The following is a 4714-nucleotide window of genomic DNA, read 5'->3' as shown; positions in this document are numbered from 1 at the left end:
GAAGTAACTACTTTATTACAAAACCATCAATATGAAGAAGTGAAAAATGAACTAGTTACAGTTGCAAAGAAAGTTGAAAAATCTGGGGCTGAATGTTTATTAATGTGTTCAAATACCGTACATCTATTTGCCGAGGAAGTAGAACAAGCAATATCTATCCCGCTTCTTCACATTGGTGATGTAAGTGCTAAAGAAATGGTAGAACAGAGTATAAAACGTATCGGACTATTAGGAACAAAACAAACGATGGAGCAAGATTTCTATAAATCACGATTAGCGAAATATAACATTGAGACAATTATCCCAAATGAAGAGGAAAGAACCTTTATCCACCATGTCATATTAGATGAATTAAGTAGAGGGATCATTTCAGAAACATCTAAAGAAAAGTTATTACAAATTACAAAATCATTAATTCAAAACGGCGCTGAAGGTATATTATTAGGCTGTACTGAAATACCTTTACTTATCTCCCAAAATGATCTTACTGTTCCCGTTTTTGATACTGCTTTTTTACACGCAAATACTGCTGTGCAATTTGCTGGATAAGAATATACAAGCATAAAGGTGAGAACCTCTATGCTTGTATACAGTTACGACTATTTATCCCGCTATTTATGGGTAGTAAAATCCCTACCGATTAAAGTTTTACTTTATTTAAAAGAGATTCAATAACTGCAATTGCTTCTTTTGAACCACCACATTCTAAAAAGCTATCATTAAGTTTTCTTATACCATGTTTATACTTTTCATTTGAAAGAACATCTGTTACGGCCTCTTTTAAAGTGTGCACATTAACATGTTCTTTCAATAGTCTATGTGCCGCTTCAAGCTCAGTTAATCTTTGCGCTATCATTGGCTGGTCTTTATCATGCGGTATTATTACAAATGGGACATTATAATGAATGGCATCGTGTACGCTATTCATACCGCCATGTGTAATAAAAACATCTGCTTCATTTAATATTTCTGATTGAGGTACGTATGGAGCAATTATAAAATTATCTGGTGCTTTCTTAATTTTAGAAATATCATTTCTATCACCAATTGCCATTACAACTATCCCATCAAAATCTGAAAAAGTATCAATACAAGTATTAAAGAATGGTTCGAGTCCTTCAAGCAGTGTTCCCATTGAAATATAAATAACTTTCTTTTCTTTAAGTGATTCCAGTGGAAACTTTATATTTGTTGTACGCTCTGAAATACTCGGTCCAATAAAAATGTTATTTTCTCCGAACGATTCGTTATTAGGTTGGAAATAGCGACTTGTGTATACGAGACAAACATCACCCTTATTATTCATAAATTGAAGATTATTCTTTGGTTTTACTCCAAATTTATGTTTCATCTGATTTAGTAATTTTTCAGAGATTTCCTCTGGTTGGAATGGCATATCTGCATTTGGATGAAAAGGTAATGTCTTCAAAAATTCTGGCGGAATTAAAAATATAGGTGAGGACACTACACCTGGAACTTGTAAATACTCCTTTACTAACTCTCCTGCGCCAAATATATCATAAATTACGAAATCAAAATTTATACTTTCACATAATTGTTTCGTAATTTCTAATATATATAAAGAAGTTTGAACATGCACATGAAAGAAAGCATTTAACCCAGATGAGGTTTCAGCATCAATAGAAATCTCTTTTAATAGATCCGGATGAATATGTACAGTAGCTCCTAAATCTTCAATTCTATCCTTAAAGTTTGCCGTTGTAATATAATGTACGTTATCCCCTCGTTTAGTAAAAGCTTTTACTAAATTTAATGTAGGGTTTACATGTCCCTCTGCTGGAAAATTAACCACTAAAATATTTAGCACTTATTCCTCACTCCTTACATTGCATTGTTTTAATTAAGCATACTGTTATTTGTACAAGTAATCTTCCCCTAATAGTCCTAATATGCTTGCTACATTATATTGATAAATAATTTTCAGTCATCAACATAAAAAAAGCATCTACCTATGTAGATGCCTAACCGTGATAAGGAGTGTTCTGTGAGGTTAGAACAAGCTTTTCTGCTTGTCCTATGCTATTAATATATGATTGATTTTATAAAACGTGAATAGTTAATAGAATTATTTTATCCATTTTATATGATCAAATGGATAAAATACCATTTCTACTTTACCTATTATATTTGACTCATCAATAAGTCCAAGTGTATTCCTACTATCTTTACTATGATTACGATTATCACCTAACACAAATAATTTATGCGTAGGAACTTTTATTTCTCTAAAATTTGAAAAACGATTGGATACTTGTGACATATCTAAATGTATATACGACTCATCACGCTTTTTACCGTTAATAAATACCTTATCCTTTTTTAGTTGTATATTATCCCCCGATAATCCAATAATTCGTTTCACATAGTAAGTAGGCTCGTCTTCTTTTTTTATAATGACAACATCTCCATGATGAAAAGACGATAAACAGACGTTTACCTTATTAACAAGTATATAATCTTTTTCATTCAAAGTAGGTTGCATCGAAATTCCTTCTACCATACAAAATAAAAAGGACTTATTAATAAAAATAACCCCTATTATAATTAATATGTAGCTACATATGTTCCTCGAATATTTTAGAATAAACAGCTTCATATATACCTCATTTCTAATCTATTCCCAGATAAAAACGCCTCTAGTTCACAGGAATGCTAGAGACGTTTCGTACATTTTAATTCTCTTTAGAGGCATCTGTTTTTGGCGCTTCACCAGTTAACCGCTTATTTTTCAAATCAAAATAAGCATCTAAAACTTCTTTTCCAATATCGGAGTTAATGCCCGATTTATCATTTTCAACCCACGGTACTACAACAGAAAATGCTACTTCTGGATCATCATATGGCGCATATCCAGCTAATGTTAAGTTATAACATTCTCTACGATCGCCTTTCGCATTTCGCCCAATTGCATTTTCTCCACCATATACAGTTTGTGCGGTCCCTGTTTTACCAGCTGGTTTATATGGTGCTTTTTGGAACGCTCTTACTCCTGTTCCATCTCCTTCTTGAAATACTTTTCTAAATCCTTCTTTTACTTGATTAATATATTCTTGTTTCATATCGATTCTATTTAAAACAACGGGTTCTATTGATTGTACTACTTTACCAACCTCATCTTTTTGAACGGTTTGTTCTCTAATCTCTTGAACAATTTGTGGTTTCATTCGATATCCTCCATTTGCGATAGTCGAAATATATTGTGCAAGCTGAAGTGGTGTATACGTATCATATTGCCCAATAGAATAATCTAATAAGAAACCAGGCTGATTATCTTTTTTTCCAATTTGCCCTGCAGTTTCATTTGGTAAATCAATACCAGTTTGTACACCTAGTCCAAATTGCCTGAAATAATACCTCATTTTATCAAAATATTCTTGTTTAATATCTAGTGAACTATTTTTTACATAATCCACGCCAGCAATTTTTAATGCTATATTAAACATATAAACGTTTGAAGAAACTTGTAACGCTCTTAGATCGTCTATATCACCAAAATTTTTCCAAGACTTCTTTTCCTTAGTTCCTTTAAACTTCATAGGTGCATCATAAAAATGTGTTCCAGGAGTTATTGCATTTGTTTCAAACCCTGTTAACACTGTCGCACCTTTAACCGTTGATCCAAGCTCATATGAACTTGTCAGCGTGCCTAAAGCATAATCTTCTACTTCCATTTTCCCGTCTTTTTCTACAAGCCTTTTCCCAGCCATTGATAATACTTGGCCATTTTTAGGATTCATCATCACTACGAAAGCACGGTCTAACATTGATTCTGATCCTTTATATTGTTTTAATATTTTTTCTATGCTCTCCTCTACTTTTTTTTGCAATTCCATATCTATTGTTAAAGTTAAATTTTTACCGCTTTTTCCTTCCGAAACCGTTTCCGTTCTAATAGTATTTCCTTGTTTATTAGCAATGCTTCTTACTTCTTTTTTTGTACCATGAAGTACATCTTCGTATTGCTGTTCGATATAACTTTTGCCGACCCTATCATTTCGGCTATAATCACGCACTAAATAATAATCTAATCGTTCACGGGGCAATCCTTCATCAGCATTTGAAACGTTACCAAGGACAGAACGGAATAATCCATCATTTACATAGATTCTCTCCCAATCAACTGATGCGTCTACTCCTGGAAGGTTCGCTAAATTTTCACTAATCACCGCATATTCCTGTTCACTAACGTCCTTTTTAATAATTTGAGGTGCCATTTGAAAACCTGAGGTCATTTTACTTTTAATAGCTAACACTTCTATATCTTTAGCCGTTAGTTCTTGAAGATTTTTATCTGTAACGCGTTTCCTTTTTAAATGTTCTATTTTTTTGTCTAGCTCTTTTCCGGTAATATCCTTATCTCGGAACTTATCTATTTCTTTTTTTGATACTAAGTCTTGAGCCAGTTCTGGATTCAATTGCATCCAAAAGTCTTTCTTATCAGTCTCAGTTAACTTATCTATATCTTCTTGTGGCATTTCAATAATATCTGCAAGTTGTCTTGCTGATTTTAATATTTCTTCTTGTTTTACACCTTTCACCTTTGTATATGTAATCGTACGTAAAGACTTATTATCAACTACTGGATTTCCTTCACGATCAAATATTTTCCCACGTGGTACAGAAAGGCCCACGGTTGCATTTTCTCTCTTCTCTAATTCATTTTTATATGTTTCTCCATCAAAAATTTGCACTT

At 32.7% G+C, this 4714-nt stretch carries 4 protein-coding genes; 1 reads left to right on the top strand and 3 read right to left on the bottom strand.

The features are described 5' to 3' along the window. Nucleotides 1–549 (top strand): aspartate/glutamate racemase family protein (locus ACQGS6_RS23220; protein ID WP_426965671.1); only part of this gene is annotated, 549 nt, incomplete at its 5' end. Between the two features lie 91 nt (nt 550–640). Here the strand turns inward: ACQGS6_RS23220 and ACQGS6_RS23215 are convergent. From ACQGS6_RS23215 to ACQGS6_RS23205, 3 genes are all read right to left on the bottom strand, one after another. Continuing rightward, nucleotides 641–1828: a macrolide family glycosyltransferase gene (locus ACQGS6_RS23215; RefSeq protein ID WP_074624877.1), complete on the bottom strand. Its 1188-nt coding sequence runs from the start codon at nt 1826–1828 to the stop codon at nt 641–643. Between the two features lie 258 nt (nt 1829–2086). After that, the gene (gene lepB, locus ACQGS6_RS23210; RefSeq protein WP_426965670.1) at nt 2087–2617 is read right to left on the bottom strand and encodes a signal peptidase I; all 531 of its coding nucleotides are present in this window, start codon (nt 2615–2617) and stop codon (nt 2087–2089) included. 76 nt (nt 2618–2693) lie between these two features. Then, nucleotides 2694–4712 (bottom strand): peptidoglycan D,D-transpeptidase FtsI family protein, encoded by a 2019-nt coding sequence (locus ACQGS6_RS23205; protein ID WP_426965669.1) that lies wholly within the window; start codon nt 4710–4712, stop codon nt 2694–2696. Nucleotides 4713–4714: the final 2 nt, after the last annotated feature.

It is taken from the genome of Bacillus sp. GMs2/2, assembly GCF_050172095.1.
GTDB lineage: Bacteria > Bacillota > Bacilli > Bacillales > Bacillaceae_G > Bacillus_A > Bacillus_A cereus.
This window is presented reverse-complemented; position numbering and strand designations above follow the sequence as displayed.

Coding starts and splice junctions, on each gene's coding strand:
- lepB (WP_426965670.1), bottom strand. CDS start 2,617: ATGAAGCTGTTTATTCTAAAATATTCGAGGAACATATGTAGCTACATA.